Consider the following 23,475-nt stretch of genomic DNA (forward strand, 5'->3'; position numbering starts at 1 on the left):
GTCATCACGAGACTGGCTTTCACCCACGCCAGGCAAGTCAATCAACGTTAAGGTTCGATGACCCCATGTTAAGTTGAAGCGTTGGGCTTCCCGAGTACATGATTCGATATCGCTAACGGGCGACAATTCTGCTTTAAACAGCGCATTACACAGGCTGGATTTACCCACCCCGGTTTTACCCATAATGCCAATAACGGGGTCATAATCGATAATGGACTCCAGACGTTTTAGGATACGTTGGGTAATGTCATGCGGAAGTGCGGTCAGTTGCTTTTCAATCAAGCGTAAGCCGGTGTGATATATTTTCATAAATAACCTTTCGNGTATTCAANATTTCATTAATAAAAACATATTCCTACAGAAATACGTTTCTCATGGGGGACATACACGTAGGTGATATAGAGCTAAACGCGGTTCCAAGTTAAAACGATAGACGTTTTGTTACCGTTTAAACGTACCGCTATTCATCAGATTGGCTATTCATCAGCCAGATAGCAGGCTCTTGGTGGTAGACGTATTAACGTCATTCGGGTTCTGGGATGAGAAAGGCTGCGGGGGCTGCTATCGTTGGCAAAATGAATGCATTAATGTAGCGTGGTCATTGATGATGGCTGCGTTAGGTTCAGTTATCCGTAATGCAGTACGCTAAACCGATATGATAAAACCCAAAAAACAGAAGATTACGGCCAAGAACCTCAGTCATATGATCCAAGGGATTGAATGTCAGGCGATGTATGAGCCTACCGCCTTGATTGATCGTTTGTACCAATGATAATCGTCACCCCCAGTGTCAGGATTGATCGTCGCTGACAATGACTGAAGTAAAAGAAATTTTAATCAATAAAAGTAAGAATAACTCACCAAGTTAACGGCATAATTATAATAAAAGTAGCGTTAAAGGGACATAGATCTCTCTACTGTCATTTATACCAGCTAGACGCCTTGCTCTTATTCTGGTGTTATAGTTAAAAAATCCGCCTCCTTTTTCGCTCGCTATCTTATTGTTGTTGATTTTACTTATTTTCACCCTAGGCATTGAGGGTAGAAATTAAGTGACTGAGCTGGAAACTGACAGGGTTAAGTGATAACTCCCGACGGCCTTCAATTTCATGAAGCTATTTCAGTATAGTCTTAATACGTATCTGTAAACAGGGATCCACAGATGAACCCATTACCGCTTAGCCAATGGATTGACATAACTGCCACATCCAATATGCAGCTCTATGCCGTACTCGCCAATACCGGAAACTCCCAAGCTATGCGGGAATATTACCTGCATGACGGAACCCAAACCCCCTATGGACTTTATTCTGGTACACCCTACGCCGACTGGTTTGAGGTGATGCCGATGGTTGTGCCGATCAGTAACAGCAGCCCGTTTTTGGATTGGGTGGCCAGTACGGAACATCAGGATTGGGGATGGCTGGCCCGCTCACCGTTTAGTCTTGAGACGATTGCCGAGCATATGCGAGGGCTGACGCAGGTCTTTCTTCCCACTGGTGAGCAGGTATTTTTCCGCTACTGGGATGGTGAGTATATGGCCGAGCACCTTCGTTACTTTGGCGATGACTGGCGGCAGGTATTACCGGCCTTTCCTTTCTATTGGGTGAATGGCGAACACTTTACCGTGCACATTTCTGCCCATAGCGAAGCAAAAACGTTTCCATGGTGGGAAGTGCCTCAAGGCTTGATCGACAGCATGTTGCAGAAAAGCACCAAGCCGCTGTTAGAGAGTACGTTGGAGATATTGCTAGAAGAGCATGGGGATGATTATTTACGATTTAACCTACCCACATTAACAATAAAAATTGAGCGCCTGTTAGCACAAGAAACCTCATTCCGAGATATGGATGGGTTATTGAAAAAGATCATTGCAGAGCTAGACATATAACGCGACCCATTGATTGTTCAATACAGGCAAACAGACAGTTATTTCATTAACACATTAGCAAGGATGTTTAAATGGACCTTCAGCTTAACAGTTTCGGTGGCAATTCAGATAATGCAGACCTGTGTAAAGCGTTGTTACTGACGTTACTTCCCGCGGATAAACTCCTTGAATCGGTCCAAGCAGAGCTTAAAACCTGCTTAAATGATTACCGTCAACAAATGAAAAGCCAGTGGAAGCAGGGACTGTATGGCATGGACCAGCAATTTACTGCGAACGAGAATGTTAAAGTTGAAAAAGCCACAACGACTTCGGGTAAAAAAATAGCCATCACCGCCAGTTGCCCGAAGAAATCGCTGGTACTTTATCATGGCTTCGAAACTGCCGGTCAATCTATTCCTTTTAAGGGGACTCAGTTTGAAATTCATGACGTCACGTGGGATGACAGTTGGACCGCGAAAGTGAAAGCGGCGTTTATCAAGGGGAGAATGGACGATGGCGAAGCATTGGTTTCTGAAGAGCAAGGTGAAGATTACAGTACCGAAAAGGGCGATAGAATTTTAGGTGAGGCAATCAAAATCACGTCGAGTGGCGAAATTAAAAATAAGTTAAACCCATCCAGTCCGAATCAATTAGATGAAAATGGGATGGCTGAAATTGAAGGGTTAGACGGCACGAAAGAGTACATCGTCATTTTTGAGCCAAATATAACCGAAGAAGATTTTAATACGCTGTATGCCTCCTATGACGTTGCCATTAAGAAATTTAGCGGGATACTGGCAACGTTCTGGAGCAAACCCGATCCTGAAAATTTCAATAAAACTCAGAAACAGCAATATGCTGACTTTTATGCCAGCGTTGTTGCCGGTACGTATGAGGGCAGCGATGTCGGTGAGAATCTCGCTGCGTTGATGAAAGGGTTACTTGAAGGTCTTTATGCCCTTTGGTGCGGATTACGGGACATCGCGCTGTGGGTCACCAATCCGATAAAGCAAGCCAAGACGATTAATAAGATAATCAGTAACCCCGACGCGATAAAAGCGCAGCTTGAGAAAACCGGTAAAAGCCTCGATAGCATATTAAGCATATTTAAAGATGAAGCCTTGATGTTCATCGTGATTAAGTCGGTGATAAGCTATTTTCAGCTATTAACGCCTCAGCAATGTCATGTCTTACTTTCTAATGGTTTTGGGCAAGCATTGCCTCAGATAATTATCTCTATCTTCCTCCCCGAAGTGAAAGTTGACCTCATTTTAGAAGGGCTCACAACCGCCGGTTCAACGAAACAGAATAAAGAAGACTATAAAAAAATGCAGGACAAGTTAAAAGATTTAGGAGGTCAAGCCAATGCCCAGTAGTCCACTGATGTTTAAAGGATTCAAACGACTCATTGACCCCATTCGCGAGATCCTCACCGAGGCGGCTGATAGCGTTGCCACGGCAACGGTACAAAGTAAACTGGCACGGGGTGGCGGGATCCGCTCTTCAGAACTGCAACGCGTTAACCTTGGCGGCACTCGGGCTACCGTGCATTCATCAGAAGTCACCATAGAAGGCACCCAGCTCACGACAACCTCCAATGTTCCTGATGCCAATAAACCTTCAACAAACCCTGCGGGTGACGTCAGTTCCGGTACGAATGACCCACTCAGTGGCGACCCTATCTCGATGGTGACCGGCGAAGAGCGCCTGACCTTAGTCGATGGCGTGCTGCCCGGCCTGATGCCGTTTACCTTTCAGCGCACTTATGCCTCGTCGGCGGTTGAAACCCTTAATGGCCTAGGCTTTGGTTGGAGCCACAGTTTAAGCCATCGGCTGCTGTTTGAAGACGGCCAAGTTGAGTGGCATGACCATGAAAATATCATTATTTCCTTTCCTGAACCGGTTAATGGTAAAGCGACCATCAGCAATCAGATGTCGGGTGCAGAGATTGCGTTAACCGCAGGTGATGGGATATATCAACTCACGCAGAGCCGAGGGCAAGGAATATACCGCTTTCAGCGGCAAGGGAATGAAGCCCGTCTGATTGCCATTACCAATCAATATGGGCAAGGCGTGACGGTTAAATACGATGCGTTTAGGCGAATTTCTTCCGTCATTCAGGAAGGCGCTGCGCGTTATCATTTTGACTACCATGTCGATTTTCCTGAGCTGATGACTCAGATCGTCCCGTCGATATATCGCGGTGCTGATTTCAACGAAACGGACGGCTGGCAGGCGCTGCCGCCCATCATGACCTACCACTATAATGATAAAAAACAGCTTATTAGAACAGTCTCTGCCAGTGGTGAGCAGGAGCTATTCGCTTATCGTGATGACCATGTGCTTATTCGTCGTGAACTGGCCGGTGGTGCGGTATTCCATTGGGAATGGGACGGTGAAGGCAAACACGCCCGTTGCCGTCGTCAATACGGTAACTTTGACCAGTTAGATATTCATTATCAATGGGATGATGAGAAAGGGTTATCCACCGAAACCCATCGGGATGGCACTCAACACGTTTATCAACACGACGGTGCCGCTCGGCTTATTTATGAAAAAAATGCCGCAGGCCATGAGATACGCCAAACCTTCGATGACAAAGGCCTGTTAATTTGCCGTCAAGAGGCTGACGGCAATAAAACCCATTACGAATATGACAGCGATGGTCACCGGGTGGGCGTAACGTACCCAGATGGTCAATCCGTTCGCTACGACTATTTTCTCGGCACATTGCGGTTTATTCGCCATTTTGGCGAATTAGGGAAAGAGCAGCGCTGGGCCTATCACTATAATGACCAGAATGAAGTCAACTGTCAGGTCTCACCGGGCGGGCAAGAGACGCATTATCATTACGATGAACAGGGCAAGATAGCCCGCGTCGACTATCCGAACCAAACCCACCAATCCTTTCGTTGGGATACGTTAGGCCGTTTGGTTGAAGAGGCGCTTAGTCATGGCGGTCTTCGCCATTATGAGTACCAGAACTTATCCACTCAGCCCTCAAAAGTCACCGATGAGCACGGTCAGGTTATTCTCTATCATTGGGATGCGGCGGGCCGTTTAGCCGAACAGACCTTCCCCGACGGCACGCGCCGCCAATATACCTACAACGCTTACGGGAAAGTGACCTCATTCACCGATGAACTGGGGCGAACTACCCGGTATGACTACGCGGAGCCGCTGCATTTATTAACCCGTAAACAGCTACCCGACGGCAGCGAACTGCATTATCGTTACGACAATACGCACCTTCAGGTGAGCGATATTATTAACCAAAAAGGCGAGATTTATCATATTGGTTATACGCCAACCGGCTTAATGAGCGAAGAGATCGGTTTTGATAACGCCAAAACCACCTACGCTTACGACCGCAAGGGGCAGTTGGCCGCGAAGTGTGAGTTCGGCAATGAGCATGACAGCGAGCCGTTAGTCACTCACTATCTGCGCGATCCGATGGGTCGGGTGTTAATAAAAGTGCTGCCGGATGGTACCAAAGACCGCTATCACTACGATGAATTTGGTCAGCTTCAGCAAATTTTAGACGACCAGAATAACGTGCTGGCGTGGGAATATAATCAGAACGGCCAACTGACGGCGGAGCATCAGAGCTGGGCGACGATGCGCCATTATTATGATGATGACACCGGTCAACTCAGGGCGAGTAAATTGCCCGATGGTCAGATGATTGATTATCGCCATATTGATGGGCAACTGCGGGGAATGACGTTAGACGATAATCCTATCGCGGCCTTTAATTATGATAACGGCGGTCGGGTGCGCGAGCGTCGTCAGGGCAATGGGCTGGTTAACCGCTATCAATATGACCATCTCGGGCGTTTAACCGAACATCTGTTGCGTGAAGGGTTTGAAGATAATCCACAAACCTTATGGCAGCAGCACTACGGCTACCAGGCTGACGGTGAATTAACCACCATCAGCGGTAGCAATGCCCGAGAGTATCAATACGACCCGATTGGACAACTGATTAGCGCGGGCGACCCGCAGGCCAAGGCCGATGAGCATCATGCCTATCACGTTGAAACTTTTCAGTATGATGTAGCAGGCAACCGCATTAGCGGCGAAGGCACAGTAGACAATGCTGCAACTGGTAACCGTTTATCCTTCTTCGGCGACCGTCATTTTGAATATGACCGATTTGGCAATCTGATTGCTGAACGCCGGGGCACCGAGCATAAGTTGCTCACCACTTACGAATACGATTGCCGCCACCGGTTAATTAAGCACGTCTCGCCAAATGGCCGAGTCTCCACCTATACCTACGACCCCTTTAACCGCCGCACCAGTAAAACGGTAGACGGAAAGACTATAGAGTTTATCTGGCAAGGCAGTAAGTTAATTGTTGAGTGTTCCGATAAAGACACGGTATGGCGCAGTTACCTGTACGAACCGGGGACGTTCCGGCCGCTTGCCTTAGTCGAGGGCAATGCCAAAAAGAATCAGAAGATTAGGACTTACTGGTATCAAAATGACCATCTGGGTACGCCGCATAGCTTAACGGATAGTCTCGGTGGACTGGTCTATAGCTGTAGCTATAATGCCTATGGACAGGTTCAAACGGAAACTCAGCATCAGCAGGAAGAGCGCGGGCTAAGAGTTGAGACTAACCTTCGTTTTCAGGGGCAGTATGCGGATGAGGAAACTGGGCTCTTTTACAATTTAAATCGGTATTATGATCCGGCCTTGGGGCGGTATTTGACGGCTGACCCGATTAAGTTGGTGGGTGGGTTGAATTCTTACGTTTATGTTGATGGAAACCCTGTGAACTGGGTAGACCCGCTGGGGTTGAAGGGAATGCCGGGTTCCGAGACGAAGCCAACTGGCGATAGAAGTCCTGAGCCTAAGGTGCGACTACCCAGAACAAACGGACATTGGGAAGGAGAACCAGGAAATGGTAATTGGTATTCTGATTTACCTGAAGTAAACGAGGTTACTGGCGGCGAACCCATCCCGTTTAAGAATGGACGCCCAGATTTTTCTAAGTGGTCATTCAGTGATATTGAATTCGAACCAGGACTGTTAGATGGTAGTAATCGAGATTTTTCAGCAGTTTATGTAAAGGTTAAAGATGCAATGAGTCTCCCTACAAATAATTCTGCAAGAAATTATTTAAGATCAAAAGGAATAACGCCACATCATCTAAGTGATACTGTCATACAGTTATTACCTACGAAATTACATGGTAAGATACCACATATAGGTTCAGCATCAGATATGAGAAATGGTGGGTAATGTTATGAAAAATTCCAGTAAGTTATATCTTGAATCATTCTCTGGAGAGAAAACTGAAATCGAAGAGATCGATTTTAGTAATGTATTGTCATCCGAACATAAAAAGTTGCTTCGTGAGCATGATGGTGCAATAACTTTCACTAATGGTGCGAGATTCAAAATCAAGAGGAACAAACGTCCTCAAGTCAGTGATAGCGATGGATGGGTTTCTGTCGATTTTTTGTTTGGTTTGGGGACAGATACGAATAGTCTATCTTTCAATAACATGAATAAACCAGAAGAACTCGAGGACGTTACGATTATTGGTGGGGTTCAAAGTGGTGACTTTATTTGCATTAAAAACGATAATGGAAGTGTGTATTACTGGTACCATGAGTCATTTAATGAAGATGAATCGCTATTTTATCTATCTAAAGATTTTAGTGAGTTTTTCAACAATCTGGAACCAGATGAGAAACTTGATCCGGAGGTGGAAAAAAGAGTGAAAGGAATTGTTAAATGTGATCTTGGTTTTTTAAAAAATTTGTAACAGATTATACTTTTATCGTTAGTATGTTATGGACTATCACTGATATTTACCTATTATTTTTGCAGGTAACATTCAGGTGACCGGTGCCTAATGTCAAGAAACCAAGTACACTGGCAGGGTAAACTCGGTAATGGTAATTGGTATTCTGATTTACCTGAAGTAAACGAGGTTACTAGGGGCTCCAGCTCCTTTTAGGAATGGACAACCAGATTTTACTAAGTGGCCGAAAGGTGAAATTGAGTTTCCTGAAGGGATGTTAGACGGACGTGATGCAGACTTTGATAAGGTTTATATTAAGTTGAAGGAGTTAGGCGTTAGAAAAACAAGACTCAAGCGAAAAATTGGTTATCTATTGAAAAAATCACTCCTCACCATCTAAAATGAGGAATGCTACAAAATGAATTTAGATAATTTTAAACAACTGCACCCTTATCTATTTCGTAAAGAGTCAACTAAATTAGTTGATTATGACTACTACCATTTTTTTTCTAAAGATTATATTTCATTAATACAATCCTATCAGGGAATGATAGCATTTGAGAATGGGGCTGTTTTTAGAACAAATTCAAAAATTCCAATAATTACTAAAGGGTATATTACGGTTGATTACCTTTATGGGGATTGCAAAGATGAAAATGGTCTAAAATATAATATTGTTGATGCATTCGATATCATGCCTGATGATAATTTTCTCTCATTTGGGGAGTGTCCCGGGGGGAATAAAGTATGTATTCATAAAAATACAGGTAATGTGTATTTTTTCTGGCACGAAGCCCCCCATGATGATGAATGTTATTATTATCTGACTTCTAGTATAGATATGTTTATTGAAAATCTTGAGACCGATCCTGATGATGAGGATATACAAGACTTAAGCAATGTAAACGTTTCTCATAGTTTACTTGAACTTATTAAAAACTCTAAAAATAAATAATGGGTAAATTTAAAAATCACCAAAAGTCAGTTTTTGGTGATTTTCTTAATGCATTAGTTTCAATATTGTTCAATTGTAGTGCAATCGCTTAGCCTTCTTTGGCGATCACCATTTTGAATATGACCGGTTTGGTAATCTGGTTGCTGAATGTTCAGATAAAGATACGATCTGGCGTAGTTATGTGTATGAACCTGACAGTCATCGACCTTTGGTGCTGGTTGAAGGAAATGCCAAAAAGAATCAGAAGATCCGGACGTATTGGTATCAGAATGACCATCTCGGTACACCGCACAACCTGACCGATATTCAGGGACTTGCAAACTGAACGGAGTGGAACCGGATCGCTACTTTACCTATGTGCTTGATGTTATTGCAGACTAGCCGGTAAACAGGGTCAGCGAACTGCTGCCGTGGCGCATCACACTACCTGTGGAATAACTCTCTTCGTCAATACGGTTATCGCTGGACGCTTACTATTTAAGCCAGTTGGAAGCATTATCAAAAATTCTGGTTAGGTCCCAAACTAGCGCTCCATTCTTCAAGCGTTTCATCTTTCAAAGGCGGATATTTAAGCTCAAACTGCTTAAATACATGAGACATCAAACTCAAGCACTTAGCTGTTGATTCATTGCCTTTTTTTGATAATTCATGCGAGCGCAGCATTTTTATTTTTTCGCAATCTAACGTAGCCGCCTTGTGAACCTCTGCAATGAAATTTAAATCAATAGAAAGCCCCCTAGAAATTAACACCTCTAAATAGTGATTGATTTGATTTATTTTACTCATGGCTAATATTGTATGCATCTGAGAATTTTTATTTTTAGTTGCGCCAAGCCAATAAGATAGACTTAGATCAGATAGCTCATTCAGTAACTTGACTACATGGTCAACAGTTGATTTACTTTCTGCTCTTGTGGCTAGTCGCTTGGCATTTCTATAAACTATATTCCATGTAAAAAAAACAAGAATTATGCTTGTTAAGCTTAGCATCCAAGAATATTCAGACATCGAAACCATCGTTTACACGCCCATCCCTAATTTTGCGGTGTAGCTTTATTAATTAAGTTATCAACTAAATTTTTATAAAATGATAAGTCAGCCTCAACAACTAGGCGTTTTTTAACTTCATCTTTCGCTATGTACTCTTTTCTAATTAATCCACCGATTGACTCCTCTAAGAAAGACGAACCAATGCCAATAGAAATCCCCCTAAGATCAAGCAAGATGTCTTCATCACTATTCTTGAATGCAGGGAGTAATATTTCTTTTCTAAAACGCTCCCCGTTATCAGGACCATCTGACGACCAGCGTCCGAAGGGAGTGTTCGAAAAATTTTTAAGTAAAATGTTAATCATCATTTTTCCCCCTGTTAGGAACCAAGCTCCACTCAACTAAAGTACCCGGTATTTCATCGTCTTGATACAACGTTTTGGGTTGGCTTTCATTAGAACCATAATGATATTTTGTATGCCCAGTAAGAATAAGCAAGCTTTCATTCTTTGCACACCCAACACCTATCGGCCTTTTGATATCTTCGGAGCCATTTCCCCTGCCATTATCGCCAGTACACGTATTTCCCTGTGTCATAGCCTCCGTCACAGCATTAAGCTCTAACATTCGTTCAGCCGCTTGTGGTAAGGCTAATGTATTACAATACGAACGCGTTATCCCCATTCCAAGATCACATATTATAAATACAACTTTATCTTTTGAAGGATCAAACCAAGCACATTGCCACCATCGAGATCCTTTCATTACCTTAATATCAGGCTCAAATATCAATGAGTTATATGCATGATGGTGAACATTCAGCATAGCTTCACTTATCCCTGAGGTCAGTAATCGAAATTGTGTAGACGTAAGCTGAGCTCTTTCTGCTAAAAATAATGCCGTAGCACTTGAATGCTCTGACGGATTAGTTGAAGATTGAAAATATCTCCCTTCTTTTGTTAGGTTGTCAAGCTTCCTAAAAGTTCCAGCCATTAAAGCTTTAGATAAACCCGTTGCAACAATCCATCGATGACCTTCAGGATTTTCATTTTTCTTAGGGAAAAGCACCCTAACATTTTGCCCTGCATTCTTGCTATTAGCGGATAATTGAGCCCTATTAACTATAGCAAATAACAACAATGATGCCGATGCAGTAGCGTACCGCACCTTAGATAAGTCTATAGTAAGAGCCTTATTATCGCGAAATGCAATTTGATTCACTAGTCTCAAGAACTCAAGGCAATTACTTCTGTAATCATGCGTCTGTAAGCAAAACACTTCTGGAGCGACTAACTTTGGTTCAGTCATATTACTATGTGAATCAATCCGTTAATTTATAACATAAAAACCATTATGCTTTAGTTGGTTTGGATATACAATCGCTCAAAATGCGGACTTGATTTGGCTTGTTCATAGAATATGAAAGAAGTAAGTGCATATCAGCCTTGATTTAAAAGGGGCTTTCGCCCCTTCCCTTATGTTGCTTTCAACTTTGTCACAGGCTTAATATCTTTAACAAACGTGAATGTTAATATTGTAGTCTGTCTAACAGCAGACATATCAATACCATCCTGACATTGAGCTATCAAAGTTAAAAGTGCCAAAATACTTGCATATTTATCCTCAGGGCCTATGTTCATGATGCTGCCCCGCAGAGTAGTTGAGATAACTTAGTTATCCCCTTTGCTGTGACAAGAACTTGCTCAACTACTTTCTCACTACCATCGCTTCGTGAAACGGTCGTTACTTTATGTTCCAAGCAGCCCTGCTGAATTTTGTCCTGATAACCAACCCACAACTTGCCACCAGTGCGGCGATAAATCCAACGATGTTCTAAAAGAGTATTGAACATAGTCCTTGGTTGAACCTGCAGGTGCTTGGCAGCATCAGTAATACACATACTGCCCTCTGTTTAGCGCTGATAACCGGTCAACAAACACCTGATAGCCGGTTTGTGCTACATCGTTCTTATCCGTCCATTGCTTGACCTGCATATTACCAGACACGCTGATTAAATCACCTTTCTCATGGTTGGCGATTATCTCAGCTAACGGACCAAAACCCACGACGCCCAGCCAGAAAGCGACCTGTCCATCTGTTGCGCTATGGTAAGGTCACAAGACTGCCAGTCGCCCCATAGATATTTTACGGGTAGCTCAGTCTATTTATCTTCATGAAGTTGACAATCGACAAATACACCAGCATGCATAAAGCCAAAGACAATCCTATTTTTCCACCCTAGGATCACTGTGCATTTACTGGTTTTTCCATCCGCTTACCACAGAATAGATACTCTATCAGAGTGTGATAGTCATTAAAGATATAATTCCGTCGCTGAAATAGTTCATCAATAATGATTCTTATCGATAAAACAATAAATAGAATATCGTTAGGCATTACAAATGTGGTGTTGGAACGGGGCTAGATAGAGGAGATTGAAAAAGCTAAATTAAGGTCATCATGCAGAATGTCTTAATAGGTGCTTATGCCTCCTCAATGCTGGTCTTACACTGATAGACATCATGGGAATGGTAACGGCAGAAGTTACGTTGCCAGAGGCTATATAGGGGGCTGTAGGCAGCAATTGGCTCAGGTGTCATACCAAGCTGGTACCCCAACTCCCGACTAAAGTCGAAATCAATGGCATAAGTTGATTCTTGGCCAAACGGTGTAGCTATATAGGTAAACTCGGTTACGTAACAGATATGCCAGTGATTTTCCTGTTTCCTTTCTATCCTAATTTCCACAGGGCGGTAACCGCCCGATTTTGCCGTATAGTCCGGATTGCTGTAATTGAGCGTGATACTGAAGACCTTAGGGTGACGTTCAATAACGTTGGCTAGCAATGTAATAAATGGTTTAAAAATCGGTAAATCACAGGTGATCGTTAAATGTGGTGTTTTTCGTTTTAGTCGTGTAGATTTTATTTTCATGAATATGTCTCATTTTTATGGTTTATTGTGAACAAAAAGAGAGGTGGCAAAAGCCACCTCTCGGGTTTTAGTCATATTTGGCGATTTATTTTAGACTGGTGTGTGGCGTAGCATTAACCATTCATTCAGCGCTGACTCCAGCCAGCCAACAGATTTTTTACCTAACGGAATCTGTCGCGGAAATGTTGGGTCATACCGGGGTGATTTGGGATTGATCCAGTCGTAAATGGTGGATCGTGCCACACCAATTTTCTGTACGACATCACGTAAACGTAAAATTTTTATTGTTTGTCTGGACATAGATGCTTGCTCTTCGTGGCTTTAGGGAACGGTCTGCAGATTACAACGATTTAAAATATCATTAAATCGCTCTGCCAAAAGTACTTTTTTACTGTAAGCACTTCACATTCACTTTTTTGGTAACAATATGAGAAATAGTAATTTAGACATTTTGTTTGAAACGCTTTCTGATGCATTTGAATACTGCATTAAGAACATAGCGAAGGGTTCTAAAGATTCAAGAAAATATGCCGAAGAGACTAGCGAGTCATCCATGAGTCGGTACAGAAATAATGCTAAAGAAATTGTCGATAAGTATAAGAATGGTAGGTATGTAGACGAAAAAATTGACTCAAAAGGTGTGTATGTTGCCAGAAGAGAAACGACAATCCAAGAGTATATAGACAGTGCGACAATGAAGGCATCTTTTATCAGTGCCTTGTATGCCAAGTATGATGGCTTTCAAGGTTATCTTCCGCTTTCCTTTGTATGCCACCAGTGGGGAACCCATCAATATCACAACGGTAAAAAAACTGAGGGACGCAAGTTTTTGATTGATGCATTAAAGTTTGTATATATGTGGTCAGGTGCCGTGGAGGTTTTAGATATTAAAGATTACGCGGAAGAAATTAAGCAAAATAAAATCAATGCCGCCAGTGAGGGGGGAAAGCATAGAGCAAAAAAATACGACCCAATAAAAATTAGGGTTGTTGAATTGCTGAAGAAACGTGCACCAGAAGGTGGCTGGAAAACAAAAGCAGCAGCCATTGAAGCCTTGAGCTCGGATTTTGAGGATTCTTGGGATAAAATGCATAGGACTATTGAAGACTGGTCCAGAAATGATGAGGAAATTAAGAGTGTCTTTGCTGTGGTGGTTCAGAAAAAATAAAAGCGCCCCGAAAGGCGCAGTGAAAACGCTATTCTACTGAAGAAAACACATAATCGGCCCATGCTTGCATCATTGAGCGGCGTTCATCCAACAAATCAGTGCGATGATAGGCTGCTTCAGATTTATTCTTGATAGTGTGGGCCAGAGCTCGCTCAGCTATATCGTGAGAATAGCGATGCTCACTACACCAGTCTCGAAAGCTAGAACGAAATCCATGGGCAACAGCATCACGGCCTGGGGTATCACTGATAGCCTTGGTTCTACGCAAAAAAGAAGTCAAAACCATATCAGTTAACACCGTTTGTTTTCTTGGTGAAGGAAAGACTAACTCCTCATGTAATCCTCTCATTTGCCCAAGTATTTCGACAGCTTGGCTAGATAGCGGTATCCGATGCTTTATACCACTTTTCATGCGACTCGATGGAATGGTCCAGATGTTGCGTTTAAAATCAACTTCGCTCCAGCGCATAGCTCTAGCCTCACCTGAACGACTCGCAGTCAGAATCGTGAATAGTAACAATGCGCGGGTAACGTTATAGCGATCGGTACTATAGACGCGAGAGGCTACATATAAAGGAATGACCTTCCAGGGCATCGCCGGTTGATGTTCAGTGCGTATGCTAGCACTGACCTGCTGAGGAAGAAGATGGTCAACAACATCAACAGGGTTAGCCGAGCAATGCCCATGAGCCCATGCCCATTGCATGACTTTATGGATACGTTGCTTAACTCGGCTTGAAGTTTCAGGAAGCCTCATCCAAAAAGGGCGTAGTACGTCAGCTACATTTGCTGGAGTGATTTCGTTAAGAAACACCGAACCTAAGACGGGAAACACATGCTGTTCAAGAGTGGATATCCATTGTTTGCCGTGTTTCTGATTACGCCATCCGGGTAGTAATTCTGTGTGGACTTGTCTGGCGGCCTCTTCAAAGGTGGGAATAATAACTTTAGTGGTTTTTGCTTTTTTGAGCTCAAGCGGGTCATCACCAGAAGCCAATTGTTCGCGCATGGTTTGAGCCAATCTGGCTGCTTCAGCAATGCTTATCTCAGGGTAACTACCAAGACCAGCATTCCGACGTTTTTGGGTCACAGGGCTGACATAACGAAGCACCCATTTTCCATGGCCTTTTATAGAGGACGGATGAAGAGCTAAACCCGTTATTCCACCATGTGGGAGGGGCTTGTCATCAGGCTTGATATGACGAGCTTTAGTATCAGTAAGTAGTGCCATGAGTTGAAAGTTCCACTATTTTAAGTATACCACCGGTATGCCATTCAGTATGCCATTAGTAAGCGGCTTAGTTAAGATAAGGTTAAGTTGTATTGGACGAAAAACCAGGTAAGATGGCCGTATGACTGGGGTTTGTGCGATGAAATTAGTTTTCATTGGACTCATGAATGGCAGACACCTCCTCCGCCAAAAAATTCAACGGGTTAGCTTAGGCTAGCCCGTTTTCGTTTCATCTCTTAGCATATTCACTTAGCATATTTATGCTTAGTCGCTCTACTTTACCTATCCTTAGCCCCCCCTATTCAAGCCATTTTTCTATAATAAAACACACCAAAAACTCAGAGATTATTAAGATGGCTTCAACAGCTTTTATCATTTGCCCGATCTTCGCCGGCGTATTGATTGCGGCTCATCCTATTTTTTAGCACCGTCCGTTAGTATCGCTTTCCTAATTTTCAGTAAGTGACGGTTAAGTTCTGAAGGTGACATTATTCTTTTCTTTGTGGTCATCACTGCAATCTCTCTCATTGTTAACGCTATTGGCTATCCAGCAAATGAGCAAAGATCCATCCTAAGTAACCTTTTGATTTAGCGTCGCTAACTGCTCGCCGCTGGAGCTGCGTATATCTGCACTACGTTTTTCCAACAGTTAGTACTCAGTCAGCAAATTAGTAAACTCGCGAGTGCATTCCACCTCTAAATTAAATCCATTCGTAAACTGAATAGTTTCGTTTAAAAACTCACTGTTGGTGTCATCGTCGTTAAACAGGGCCTTACCCTTTTCACGACTAAAACCAGCACAGTTCGCATCAAAACACAGCGAGAACTCTTTTGATCTCCGATCGGAGGTAGCATAACGACATATAAATGCGTCACTCTGCCGCCGATCGCTGAGTTTAACAAACTATTTGTTCGCCAAGATGTTATTGCCAGACAAACAACCAAGCTTTTCTCGACGAAGCATTAATCGATAGCTAAAAATAATCATCGATAGATATTAAAAGGATTCCTGACTATTAATAGTCATAAAATTTCCCAACCGCTTGTCGTTTATTTGATGTAATTAAAACATGCCACATTGTAATGCTAAGTTGCCAAAATAGTTATTAATATACTGTCTTACTATTGTTTGATTGGAATAATAGAGTTATTAAAACACAATCAAAAAAAATAATGAAAATCATTCACAAAACACAACCCAACCCATTGAATTAAATAAAATAATATAACCAAGGTCATTAGCGGAGATCAAAAAAGGATAATAATGATTATTATTAATACTGTAATCCGATTGTTTATTAAGCGCATCTATGAATATAAATACAGTATTTAATTGATTAAATTTTGATCATTAGAAATAATCATAGAAACTTTTCACATAAAAATAACTCACCAAGCAATAAAGTTAAATAAAAGTTAAATAAATGAGATAAAAAAAGCCAATATTCAATAAACACAAAAACATCAAATGTTAAATCATTATAAAACCGTTAAAGTATCATGGATAAGTAATTTTTTAACGCTTATACATTGCGGATTAATTAATTCAGGACTACATTTAAAAGCGTCAATAACAACCGAATAAAAATCAACCAAATACATTTAGTCAAATAAAGACAACGGAACTTTAAATATACAAGATATTCAGCATATATAGATATACTCTCATAACTTACATTTAAACAATCAACAGAGGAATATTAACACACAAATTTGATACATCATTATTAATACTATAGAACCTCACTATCAATTAACGCCAGACCTTTACACCGCTTAAATAGCAATAAGACAGTGGTGTTCCCCGTTGCACCGAGAACAACGTTCTCTAAGGAAATCATGATATGAAAGTATTAATTGTTACTAATGAAGTAGGTAGCTTGTATCATAACCATTATATTGAAAATGCCGAGTTACGTTTAATTGAAGCACTAACGAAGCAAGAAATTGAAGTAGTGACAGCCGATTCTTATGATGATGGTTACACTATTTTATCCGCCAATGAAGCTTTTGACAGTTTACTGATTAGTTGTGCGCTGATTGATGAACAACAATATATTCAAATCCATCAACTACTCAATAAGCTGTTTGAACGTCAGAATAACGTCCCGGTTTTTTTGCTAAGTGACCGTGAAAAATCAACATTTTTACTTAACCGGGACCTGCTCGAAAAAATCTCTGAGTTTGCCTGGATTCTGGAAGATTCAGCAGACTTTATTGTCGGTCGGGTAATGGCTGCAATAGAGCGCTACCGTCAACAATTGTTACCACCGCTGATGTCTGCATTGGTAAAATACAACGGTATACACGAATACTCTTGGGCGGCACCTGGCCATCAGGGCGGCGTTGGTTTTACTAAAACCCCCGCAGGGCGTTTTTACCATGACTATTATGGTGAAAATCTCTTTCGTACTGATATGGGTATCGAACGTGCATCTCTCGGTTCACTGCTCGACCATTCAGGCGCGTTCGGTGAAAGTGAAAAAAATGCGGCTCGCGTATTTGGTGCCGATCGATCTTATTCCGTTGTCGTCGGCACATCAGGTTCGAACCGCACCATAATGCAAGCCTGCATGACGGAAGATGACGTGGTGATTATTGACCGTAACTGCCATAAATCAATTGAACAGGGACTAATTTTAACCGGAGCCAAACCGGTTTATATGGTTCCTAGCCGTAATCGTTATGGCATCATTGGCCCTATCTACCCTCAGGAAATGCAGCCGGAAACCATCCAGAAAAAGCTACAAAAAAATCCGATTACCGCCAACATGACCTCTCGCAAACCTTCATATAGCGTAGTGACTAACTGTACTTATGACGGTGTTTGTTACAATGCAAAAAGAGTTCAGGAACTGTTAGATAAAAGTACCGATCGCATTCACTTCGATGAAGCTTGGTATGGCTATGCGCGTTTTAATCCAATCTACACCGACCATTACGCTATGCGTGGTAACCCACAGGACTATCAGGGCGCAACGTTGTTTGCTACTCATTCGACCCATAAACTGCTAAATGCGTTATCACAGGCCTCTTATATTCACGTGCGCAATGGGCGTAGTGCGGTAGATTTTAATCGTTTTAACCAAGCATATATGATGCACGCCACCACCTCTCCGCTCTATGCTATCTGCGCATCAAATGATATTGCGGTATCAATGATGGACGGCAACAGCGGCCGGTCACTAACTCAGGAAGTTATCGAAGAAGCTATCGATTTTCGACAAGCGATGGCCCGTCTCTACCATGAATTTGAAAAGGATGGAGATTGGTTCTTCAAACCTTGGAATCAGGAAGTCGTCACGGATCCAGCTACCGGTAAAGAGATGGCTTTTGAAGATGCGCCAACCACATTGCTGGCTACAGAGCAGAGTTGCTGGACCATGCGGGCCAATGATAAATGGCATGGATTTAAAGATATTCCTGATAACTGGAGCATGTTAGACCCGATTAAGGTCAGCATATTGGCACCGGGAATGGGTGATGATGGGCGGCTATTAGAACAAGGCGTTCCCGCTGCACTGGTTACTGCATGGTTGGCACACTACGGTATCGTGCCAACCCGCACCACTGATTTTCAGGTGATGTTCCTGTTCTCAATGGGGATAACTAAAGGGAAATGGGGCACGCTTATTAATACCCTGCTCGCGTTTAAACGTCATTATGATGCTAACACACCACTTCACAACGTATTACCAGTGCTAGTAAAACAGCACCCAGATGTTTATCAGGTGATGGGATTACGCGACCTCGGCGATAAAATGTTTACCTATCTGCGAGAAAATAATCCCGGAGAAAAACTCAATCAGGCCTATTCAGGGCTACCCGAAATGGCAATGACGCCGCGGGAAGCCTACCAGGCAATTGTGGCGAATAGAGTCGAATTAATCAATATTGATAATCTGGCTAACAGAATATCGGCCAACTCCATTATCCCTTATCCACCGGGCATTCCAATGCTGCTGTCAGGTGAAAACTTTGGCGATAAAAACAGCCCGCAAATCGGCTACCTGCATGCCCTTCAGGCATGGGATCGCCAGTTCCCCGGTTTTGAACATGAAACTGAAGGAACCGAAATTATTGACGGTGTTTACCACGTGTTGTGTGTAACAGAGTAAAAACGCAGAGGTGAACAATGTCTACAATAACGGATGCAAATAAAGTTGGTCTGATCCCAGTCACTCTTATGGTCGCCGGTAATATTATGGGTTCAGGGGTATTTTTGCTGCCAGCAAGTCTGGCATCAACCGGCGGAATTGCCATTTTAGGCTGGCTTGTTACCATTATCGGCGCGGTAGCTCTGTCAATGGTCTATGCCAAAATGTCATCTCTGGATGATAGTCCCGGCGGCTCTTATGCCTATGCGCGTCGGGCATTTGGACCATTTCTCGGATACCAGACTAACGTTCTGTACTGGCTTGCCTGTTGGATTGGTAATATCGCCATGGTGGTTATCGGAGTGGGTTATCTCAGCTACTTCTTTCCGATATTAAAAGACCCAATGGTACTTACGCTAACCTGTACCGCAGTATTATGGATATTTGTGTTTCTCAATATTGTCGGCCCAGCCATGATTACCCGTGTGCAGGCAGTTGCCACAGTTTTAGCTTTGGTACCTATTGTCGCCACTGCAGTTTTCGGTTGGTTCTGGTTCAGCGGTACCACGTATATGGATTCATGGAATGTTAGCGGATTAAATACCTTTGGCGCTATTCAGAGCACCTTAAGCGTAACGCTCTGGTCGTTTATCGGGGTAGAAAGTGCCTCCGTTGCCGCCGGAGTGGTAAAAAACCCGAAACGTAATGTGCCAATTGCCACCATTGGTGGCGTATTAATTGCCGCCGTATGCTATGTACTTTCCAGTACCGCGATCATGGGAATGATTCCGAACGAAGCACTAAAAGTTTCAGCATCCCCCTTTGGTGACGCAGCCAGAATGGCATTAGGTGATACTGCCGGTGCCGTGGTTTCATTCTGCGCCGCCGCCGGATGTCTTGGTTCATTAGGCGGCTGGACCTTACTGGCAGGCCAAACGGCTAAGGCTGCCGCAGACGATGGCTTATTTCCAGCTATTTTTGCCAAAGTAAATAAAGCAGGAACACCGGTTGCTGGGCTATTGATTATTGGTGTGCTAATGACGATTTTTCAGCTCAGTAGTATCTCACCCAATGCAGCCAAACAGTTTGGTTTAGTATCATCGATATCGGTTATCTTCACGCTGATACCTTATCTGTATACCTGTGCAGCGCTGTTGTTACTCGGACACGGGCACTTTGGTGACACCCTTATGCGCTATCGGGCGCTCACCTTTATTGCCTTCATCTATTGCATCTGGGCGGTTGTCGGTTCAGGCGCGACAGAGGTAATGTGGACATTAGTTATCATGATGGGTATTACCGCCATGTATACCTTTAACTACAATACAAAACATAAGGCACCATACCCGCTGGAGGCTCCGGTAGATAAAGGCTAAACAGTTTAAAACAACCCCATTCCACGGTTAACCAATAACCATCCGGTTCAACTGTCCGGAACAAAAAATAAGGCATATAACATCAGTTATATGCCTTATTTTTTTAACGGTTAAACCTTAGTGAAAGCTCAGGTGCTTACTTTGATCCAATCATCCGTAGCGGTTTGCCTTCCATCAGGTTTTTCTCAATATGTTCCAGAGAAATGTTCTTAGTTTCAGGAATAAAGGCCAGCGTCAGGAAGATGAAGATCAAATTCAGTAAGGCATAAACCCAGAAGGTATTTGCACTGCCCAGTGAATTCAACATGGTAAGGAAAGTCATACCTACAATCATGTTGGCAATCCAGTTAACCGCCGTAGAACAGGTAATACCGAAATCACGCCCTTTCAGTGGTTGAATCTCTGAACACAGTACCCAAATCAGCGGGCCAGCACTCATTGCAAAGCCAACAATAAACATCAGTAATACTCCGACAGAGAAGTACTGTTGCCATACTGATTCAATGCCAATATGCATCATTAAGCCCAGCGACCCCATACCTAATGCCATCACGATAAAACCAAGAATAAGCGTAGGTCTGCGGCCCCAACGATCGACCAGACCAATAGCGATAAACGTGGCCAGAACGTTTACTAAGCCGACAATTACCGTTCCCCACATTTGTTCATGAATCGTGTTGTACCCCGCCAGATCAAAGATTTTTGGCGCGTAATACATAATGACGTTCATACCGGTGAATTGCTGCATAACCTGCAATAAGATGCCTAAAAATACGGCCCGACGAAAATTTTTATTACTGGTAAAAAGTGCCCAGCCGCTCTGCTTAACCTTCAAGCTGTCACGAATTTCTTCCAGCTCATTTCTGGCTTCATCATTGGTTGAACGCAGTAAGAGTAGAACTTTTTCTGCGGTAGAAATCCGACCTTTAATCGCCAGCCAACGCGGGCTTTCCGGTAAAAACAGAACGCCGACGAACAAGACTACGGCTGGAATGGTAATGATCCCCAGCATCCAGCGCCACTGGCCACTGTAGCTCAGGGCAGTATCTGACAGAAATGCAGCCAGGATACCAATAGTAATCATCAGCTGATACATCGAGATCATACTGCCACGAATATGCTCAGGCGCGATTTCTGATAAATATAGCGGAGCCGTGAAGGAAGCGATACCAACCGCCAGGCCTAATAGCACACGAGAGATAATCAGAAACTCAACGCTCGGCGCAAAGGCAGAAAGCAAGGAACCGACGACAAACAGTACCGCCCCAATCAACAGGCTATAGCGCCGCCCAAGACGGAATGACAGCCACCCGCTGCCAACCGCGCCAACCATCGCACCGAACATCATGGAACTCACTACCCACTCCTGCTGTTGGGTAGTCATCTGAAAAGCCTCAGTAATAAAAGGAAGTGCACCGGCAATAACGCCGATATCCAGACCAAACAACAACCCGGCCAATGCAGCAAGAAAACAAACAAAGAAGGTCATTGTTGCTCTTGATTTTGCCGATCGCTCAATAGTTAACTGACTCATACTATTTACCTCATTTATTCGGAGGGGGACTTTCTTCATATTCTAGCGAGTTTATTCAGATGAAAAGTGCGGGGTGTCACATAAATGTAATCGGTTACAAAATTTGGAATTTACCACTAAGAAAGATAACGATCACAAGAAGCGTAAAAACTCATTCATCCTAGTAAACAGGGGTTTTAATTCTGAATTTACTGAAAGCAGGAAAGATAACCATAAATTAATCCATATAAATCCTATATGTAATCGCTTTCAATTTATTGTTTTAATACAGATTAAAATGAGATATTAATCACATTTACCAACTCAGTAAGAAAGGAAATAGCGACAAGATACAATGACAATCACAAATAATTGAGATTTAAAGCAGCAGAGGAAATGCGATAGAAAAGTCTGAGGCATAGCCCACTTACCGCGGCTAAAAAGACTAACCGAGAAAGCGAATCACCAAGTAATCGTTATTATCGGCTTAGATTTCTCATTTCAGACCGATAAAGCCTAAAGATGATAATACGCCATACCAGAGAAATATCGCAGAGCCCTGCTCTGGCATAGCCAATGTTGGCGATGTTTATATGCGTTATCGCCTGATTACCTAACACAACGCGTTATAGGATATCCAATTTTGCGTCAGGCGAAAAAAAATCGCTCAAAAAATCAATAACCGTACGCGTTCGTTTTGCCAGCCACCGGTCGGCTGGCCAGAGTAACGATAGCGTTTCTTTGCGAATGGCATACTCATCCAATACGCTGCACAGGCTGTTGTTTACCAACGCGGGTTGTATAACATAATCCGGCAACCAAGCCAGCCCCATTCCTGATAAAGCAAATTGCATTCGAGTTTGAGTATGATTACAAATCAACGTTTTTGGGAGAAGCATACTTTCGGCATCGCTAAACTCCCTGAGCTGCCATGTTTCCAGTTTTCCACTGTGGGGAAAACGGTAATGCAAACAAGGATAGTTTTTGAGGTCATTAGGATGGTGCGGAATACCAAAGCGGTGTAAAAAATCAGCCGATGCTACCATCTTGGAACTAAAGGTGGTTAACGACTTCATTTTTAATCTGGAATCCTGAATAGTTCCACTGCGTATAACTAAGTCAAAACCTTCCTCAATCACATTAACCAGCCTGTCGGTAAACTCCAGCTCCAGCTCTAGTAATGGATAAGCGCGCATTAATGCCTCAAAAGCAGGTAATAATGGAGTTTGTTCAGCCAGACTAATACGTATCGGACCGGCAATTAAATTACCGGAAGAGACGATCTCTTCTTCGATTGCACGAATTTCAGCTAATACACCTAAGCTACGATGATAAAGCTGAGTTCCTACGCTGGTCAGCGACACACTACGCGTACTACGCTTAAATAACTGTACTTTTAATCGGGATTCAAGCTTGGCTATGCTTTTACTGATGGTAGAAGGTGCAACACCACAGCTACGTGCAGCAGATACAAAATTCCCCTCTTTCACTACCTGTATGAAGAAGTTTATTTCATTAAGATTTTCCATCTCGCCACCACTAATGAATTTTATTCACCAAAGTAGTGATTAAAGCACTATTTTT

General features: G+C 43.0%; 22 protein-coding genes and 2 pseudogenes. 11 read left to right on the top strand and 13 right to left on the bottom strand.

What is annotated here, in order from left to right:
- A partial coding sequence (locus tag YWE_RS0104445; RefSeq protein WP_029093430.1) for a GTPase family protein occupies nucleotides 1–309 on the bottom strand: 309 nt, incomplete at its 3' end.
- Between the two features lie 196 nt (nucleotides 310–505).
- Between YWE_RS0104445 and YWE_RS30330 the strand changes: the two genes are divergently transcribed.
- The 8 genes and pseudogenes from YWE_RS30330 to YWE_RS30340 form a co-directional block, all read left to right on the top strand.
- Nucleotides 506–649 (top strand): hypothetical protein, encoded by a 144-nt coding sequence (locus YWE_RS30330; protein WP_154661402.1) that lies wholly within the window; start codon nucleotides 506–508, stop codon nucleotides 647–649.
- A gap of 513 nt (nucleotides 650–1,162) precedes the next feature.
- A complete protein-coding gene (locus tag YWE_RS26615) occupies nucleotides 1,163–1,891 on the top strand; it encodes a DUF4123 domain-containing protein (protein ID WP_051323195.1) in 729 nt (242 codons plus the stop codon).
- A gap of 71 nt (nucleotides 1,892–1,962) precedes the next feature.
- Nucleotides 1,963–3,246, top strand: a complete 1,284-nt coding sequence (locus YWE_RS0104455; RefSeq protein WP_029093431.1) for a hypothetical protein — start codon at nucleotides 1,963–1,965, stop codon at nucleotides 3,244–3,246.
- Entirely contained in the window at nucleotides 3,236–7,120 is a 3,885-nt protein-coding gene (locus tag YWE_RS26620; protein WP_029093432.1) for an RHS repeat-associated core domain-containing protein, read from the top strand. Before YWE_RS0104455 ends, YWE_RS26620 begins: the two co-directional genes overlap by 11 nt.
- 4 nt (nucleotides 7,121–7,124) lie before the next feature.
- Complete coding sequence (locus tag YWE_RS0104465; protein ID WP_161628763.1) at nucleotides 7,125–7,649, top strand: SMI1/KNR4 family protein; 525 nt, start codon at nucleotides 7,125–7,127, stop codon at nucleotides 7,647–7,649.
- Between the two features lie 397 nt (nucleotides 7,650–8,046).
- The gene (locus YWE_RS0104475) at nucleotides 8,047–8,583 is read left to right on the top strand and encodes an SMI1/KNR4 family protein (RefSeq protein WP_029093434.1); all 537 of its coding nucleotides are present in this window, start codon (nucleotides 8,047–8,049) and stop codon (nucleotides 8,581–8,583) included.
- 181 nt (nucleotides 8,584–8,764) lie between these two features.
- Nucleotides 8,765–8,908, top strand: a complete 144-nt coding sequence (locus YWE_RS30335; protein WP_154661403.1) for an RHS domain-containing protein — start codon at nucleotides 8,765–8,767, stop codon at nucleotides 8,906–8,908.
- Nucleotides 8,893–8,964: pseudogene (locus YWE_RS30340) on the top strand (transposase domain-containing protein); the annotation flags it as partial. The gene YWE_RS30335 and the pseudogene YWE_RS30340, both read left to right, overlap by 16 nt.
- A gap of 117 nt (nucleotides 8,965–9,081) precedes the next feature.
- On the opposite strand, the gene YWE_RS0104480 reads toward YWE_RS30340, so the two are convergent.
- The 8 genes and pseudogenes from YWE_RS0104480 to YWE_RS29475 form a co-directional block, all read right to left on the bottom strand.
- Nucleotides 9,082–9,591 carry a hypothetical protein gene (locus tag YWE_RS0104480; protein ID WP_036015104.1) on the bottom strand — a complete coding sequence of 170 codons (510 nt, stop codon included), beginning with the start codon at nucleotides 9,589–9,591 and terminating at the stop codon, nucleotides 9,082–9,084.
- 26 nt (nucleotides 9,592–9,617) lie between these two features.
- Entirely contained in the window at nucleotides 9,618–9,941 is a 324-nt protein-coding gene (locus YWE_RS0104485) for an STAS-like domain-containing protein (RefSeq protein ID WP_036015107.1), read from the bottom strand.
- Entirely contained in the window at nucleotides 9,931–10,794 is an 864-nt protein-coding gene (locus YWE_RS0104490; protein WP_227659961.1) for a hypothetical protein, read from the bottom strand. Before YWE_RS0104490 ends, YWE_RS0104485 begins: the two co-directional genes overlap by 11 nt.
- A 254-nt stretch (nucleotides 10,795–11,048) precedes the next feature.
- Nucleotides 11,049–11,213, bottom strand: coding sequence for a hypothetical protein (locus YWE_RS30345; protein WP_154661404.1), 165 nt, complete (start codon nucleotides 11,211–11,213; stop codon nucleotides 11,049–11,051).
- Nucleotides 11,210–11,473 carry a phage antirepressor KilAC domain-containing protein gene (locus YWE_RS31845; RefSeq protein WP_029093438.1) on the bottom strand — a complete coding sequence of 88 codons (264 nt, stop codon included), beginning with the start codon at nucleotides 11,471–11,473 and terminating at the stop codon, nucleotides 11,210–11,212. The genes YWE_RS30345 and YWE_RS31845 overlap by 4 nt, the downstream gene beginning before the upstream one ends.
- Nucleotides 11,460–11,657: pseudogene (locus YWE_RS26625) on the bottom strand (single-stranded DNA-binding protein); the annotation flags it as partial. The gene YWE_RS31845 and the pseudogene YWE_RS26625, both read right to left, overlap by 14 nt.
- Nucleotides 11,658–12,056: 399 nt before the next feature.
- A complete protein-coding gene (locus YWE_RS0104510; protein ID WP_051323197.1) occupies nucleotides 12,057–12,506 on the bottom strand; it encodes a DUF2787 family protein in 450 nt (149 codons plus the stop codon).
- Between the two features lie 90 nt (nucleotides 12,507–12,596).
- Entirely contained in the window at nucleotides 12,597–12,806 is a 210-nt protein-coding gene (locus YWE_RS29475; protein ID WP_071605826.1) for a helix-turn-helix transcriptional regulator, read from the bottom strand.
- A 127-nt stretch (nucleotides 12,807–12,933) separates the two neighbouring features.
- Between YWE_RS29475 and YWE_RS0104515 the strand changes: the two genes are divergently transcribed.
- Nucleotides 12,934–13,674: a hypothetical protein gene (locus YWE_RS0104515; RefSeq protein ID WP_029093440.1), complete on the top strand. Its 741-nt coding sequence runs from the start codon at nucleotides 12,934–12,936 to the stop codon at nucleotides 13,672–13,674.
- A 28-nt stretch (nucleotides 13,675–13,702) separates the two neighbouring features.
- On the opposite strand, the gene YWE_RS0104520 is transcribed toward YWE_RS0104515, so the two are convergent.
- Complete coding sequence (locus YWE_RS0104520; protein WP_029093441.1) at nucleotides 13,703–14,905, bottom strand: tyrosine-type recombinase/integrase; 1,203 nt, start codon at nucleotides 14,903–14,905, stop codon at nucleotides 13,703–13,705.
- Between the two features lie 649 nt (nucleotides 14,906–15,554).
- The gene (locus YWE_RS31850; protein ID WP_084166990.1) at nucleotides 15,555–15,770 is read right to left on the bottom strand and encodes a SapC family protein; all 216 of its coding nucleotides are present in this window, start codon (nucleotides 15,768–15,770) and stop codon (nucleotides 15,555–15,557) included.
- Between the two features lie 979 nt (nucleotides 15,771–16,749).
- Here YWE_RS31850 and adiA point away from each other — a divergent pair.
- Nucleotides 16,750–19,023 (top strand): arginine decarboxylase, encoded by a 2,274-nt coding sequence (gene adiA, locus YWE_RS0104525; protein ID WP_029093442.1) that lies wholly within the window; start codon nucleotides 16,750–16,752, stop codon nucleotides 19,021–19,023.
- Between the two features lie 17 nt (nucleotides 19,024–19,040).
- On the top strand, nucleotides 19,041–20,378 hold the full coding sequence (adiC, locus tag YWE_RS0104530; protein ID WP_029093443.1) for an arginine/agmatine antiporter: 1,338 nt from the start codon (nucleotides 19,041–19,043) through the stop codon (nucleotides 20,376–20,378).
- Between the two features lie 136 nt (nucleotides 20,379–20,514).
- Here adiC and YWE_RS0104535 read toward each other — a convergent pair whose 3' ends face one another.
- Nucleotides 20,515–21,912, bottom strand: coding sequence for a sugar porter family MFS transporter (locus tag YWE_RS0104535; RefSeq protein WP_036015110.1), 1,398 nt, complete (start codon nucleotides 21,910–21,912; stop codon nucleotides 20,515–20,517).
- Nucleotides 21,913–22,517: 605 nt separating this feature from the next.
- Nucleotides 22,518–23,420, bottom strand: coding sequence for a LysR family transcriptional regulator (locus YWE_RS0104540; protein WP_029093445.1), 903 nt, complete (start codon nucleotides 23,418–23,420; stop codon nucleotides 22,518–22,520).
- Nucleotides 23,421–23,475: the final 55 nt, after the last annotated feature.

This window comes from Budvicia aquatica DSM 5075 = ATCC 35567 (genome assembly GCF_000427805.1).
GTDB lineage: Bacteria > Pseudomonadota > Gammaproteobacteria > Enterobacterales > Enterobacteriaceae > Budvicia > Budvicia aquatica.

Coding starts and splice junctions, on each gene's coding strand:
- YWE_RS26615 (WP_051323195.1), top strand. CDS start 1,163: ATGAACCCATTACCGCTTAGCCAATGGATTGACATAACTGCCACATCC.
- YWE_RS0104455 (WP_029093431.1), top strand. CDS start 1,963: ATGGACCTTCAGCTTAACAGTTTCGGTGGCAATTCAGATAATGCAGAC.
- YWE_RS26620 (WP_029093432.1), top strand. CDS start 3,236: ATGCCCAGTAGTCCACTGATGTTTAAAGGATTCAAACGACTCATTGAC.
- YWE_RS0104465 (WP_161628763.1), top strand. CDS start 7,125: ATGAAAAATTCCAGTAAGTTATATCTTGAATCATTCTCTGGAGAGAAA.
- YWE_RS0104475 (WP_029093434.1), top strand. CDS start 8,047: ATGAATTTAGATAATTTTAAACAACTGCACCCTTATCTATTTCGTAAA.
- YWE_RS0104480 (WP_036015104.1), bottom strand. CDS start 9,591: ATGTCTGAATATTCTTGGATGCTAAGCTTAACAAGCATAATTCTTGTT.
- YWE_RS0104485 (WP_036015107.1), bottom strand. CDS start 9,941: ATGATGATTAACATTTTACTTAAAAATTTTTCGAACACTCCCTTCGGA.
- YWE_RS30345 (WP_154661404.1), bottom strand. CDS start 11,213: ATGAACATAGGCCCTGAGGATAAATATGCAAGTATTTTGGCACTTTTA.
- YWE_RS31845 (WP_029093438.1), bottom strand. CDS start 11,473: ATGTGTATTACTGATGCTGCCAAGCACCTGCAGGTTCAACCAAGGACT.
- YWE_RS0104510 (WP_051323197.1), bottom strand. CDS start 12,506: ATGAAAATAAAATCTACACGACTAAAACGAAAAACACCACATTTAACG.
- YWE_RS29475 (WP_071605826.1), bottom strand. CDS start 12,806: ATGTCCAGACAAACAATAAAAATTTTACGTTTACGTGATGTCGTACAG.
- YWE_RS0104515 (WP_029093440.1), top strand. CDS start 12,934: ATGAGAAATAGTAATTTAGACATTTTGTTTGAAACGCTTTCTGATGCA.
- YWE_RS0104520 (WP_029093441.1), bottom strand. CDS start 14,905: ATGGCACTACTTACTGATACTAAAGCTCGTCATATCAAGCCTGATGAC.
- adiA (WP_029093442.1), top strand. CDS start 16,750: ATGAAAGTATTAATTGTTACTAATGAAGTAGGTAGCTTGTATCATAAC.
- adiC (WP_029093443.1), top strand. CDS start 19,041: ATGTCTACAATAACGGATGCAAATAAAGTTGGTCTGATCCCAGTCACT.
- YWE_RS0104535 (WP_036015110.1), bottom strand. CDS start 21,912: ATGAGTCAGTTAACTATTGAGCGATCGGCAAAATCAAGAGCAACAATG.
- YWE_RS0104540 (WP_029093445.1), bottom strand. CDS start 23,420: ATGGAAAATCTTAATGAAATAAACTTCTTCATACAGGTAGTGAAAGAG.